Source organism: Falsiroseomonas sp. RANM36, from assembly GCF_056682175.1.
On record NZ_JBWXTD010000007.1, the window covers coordinates 277,259 to 278,793 of the forward strand.

1 protein-coding gene is annotated in these 1,535 nt (G+C 75.4%); it reads right to left on the reverse strand.

Annotated elements, in window-relative coordinates; all coding sequences use genetic code 11:
- Positions 1-1,535: ATP-binding protein (locus tag AC1MIR_RS25480; RefSeq protein WP_480030971.1), on the reverse strand; the 1,535-nt coding region annotated here is incomplete at both ends.

A 1,535-nucleotide genomic window follows, 5' to 3' on the forward strand; every position in this document is an offset into this window, starting at 1 on the left:
CGCGCCCCCCGCGCCGGCACCGTCGCCGCGCCGACGACGCGCACCTGCTGCAGCGCCTCGGCGATCGGGGCGCTTGCGCGCAGCCGCTGCTGCAGCGCCTCGATCGCCTGCGCCAGGCGCTTGGCGCCGAGCGTGCGCGCCGCACCGAGCAGGCGATGCGCCGCCTGGCGCAGACGCTGCTGGTCGCGCTCCATCGCCTCCGCCCCCACCGTCTCGACGCCAAGGCGCAACTCGGCGACGAACTCTGCGATCACCACGGCAGAGGTCGGGCCGAGATCGGCAGCAAGGCTTGCCAGCGCGGCGCTGTCCACGAGCGGGGCGTCGGGGAGCGGGCTCGCCGGCGCGGCGGCGCCTTCCGCGCCGTGACCGGCTGCGAGGCGCCCGACCACCGCCAGCAGCGATTCGCGGTCGATCGGCTTCGCCAGGTGCCCGTCCATGCCGGCTTCGTGGCATGCGGCGATCTGTTCCGGCAGCGCCGAGGCGGTGACGGCGAGGATCGGGATGCGACCGCGCAAGCCGGGCAGCGCCCGGATGCGCCGCGTGGCCTCCAGCCCGTCCATCACCGGCATCTGCACGTCCATCAGCACGACGTCGTAGGCCTCGCGCTCCACCGCCGCCACTGCCTCGGCGCCGTCCGAGGCGGAATCCACCGCATGGCCCGCAGCGACCAGCATCGCGCGCGCCACCATCCGGTTGGCCGCGACATCGTCGGCCACCAGGACCTTGAGCCGCCGCGCCTCTGCGCTGCCGCGGCGCAGCGGCGGCGGCTCGGCCGGCGCGGGGGCCGGCGGCGCCACCTCGCGCAGCGGCAGCTCCACCCAGAACAGCGCGCCCCGCTCTATCTCCGTGTCGCAGCCGATCCGCCCGCCCATCGCACCGGCAAGCCGCGCGGAGATGGCGAGGCCGAGGCCGGTGCCCGGCTGCTCCTGGCCCGGGGCGGCGGCGAGCTGGGCGAAATCCTCGAACAGGAGGTGGCGCTTCTCGGCCGGGATGCCTGGCCCGCTGTCCTGCACTTCGAGCCTGATCCCGAGGCCATCGGCCAGGCGCCGCACCCGGAGCTGCACGCGGCCGCCTTCCGGGGTGAACTTCACCGCATTGCCGAGCAGGTTCAGCAGCATCTGCCGCACCCGCGTCGGGTCCGCCTCCACACCCTCCGGCGTGCCGGGCGCGACATCGAGCGTGAAGCGGAGCCCCTTGCGCGCCACTTCCGGGGCGAGCAGGCCGGCGCAGGCATCCAGCAGCGGGCGCAGCGCCACCGGGCGCGGATGCAGCTCCAGCTTGCCGGCCTCGATCTTGGAGAGGTCGAGCAGGCCGTTCACCAATTCCAGCAGGTGCCGCCCGGCCTCGTTCAGCGTCGCCACCTGCTCGCGCTGCGCGGTGTTGAGCCCGGGATCGTTCAGCAGCACCTGCGCGAAGCCGAGGATGCCGTTCAGCGGCGTGCGCAGCTCATGCGACATGCGCGCGAGGAACTGGCTCTTCGCCTCGCCGGCGGCGCCCCCCCCCCCCCCCGCCCCCCCCCCCCCCCCCCCAGCGGG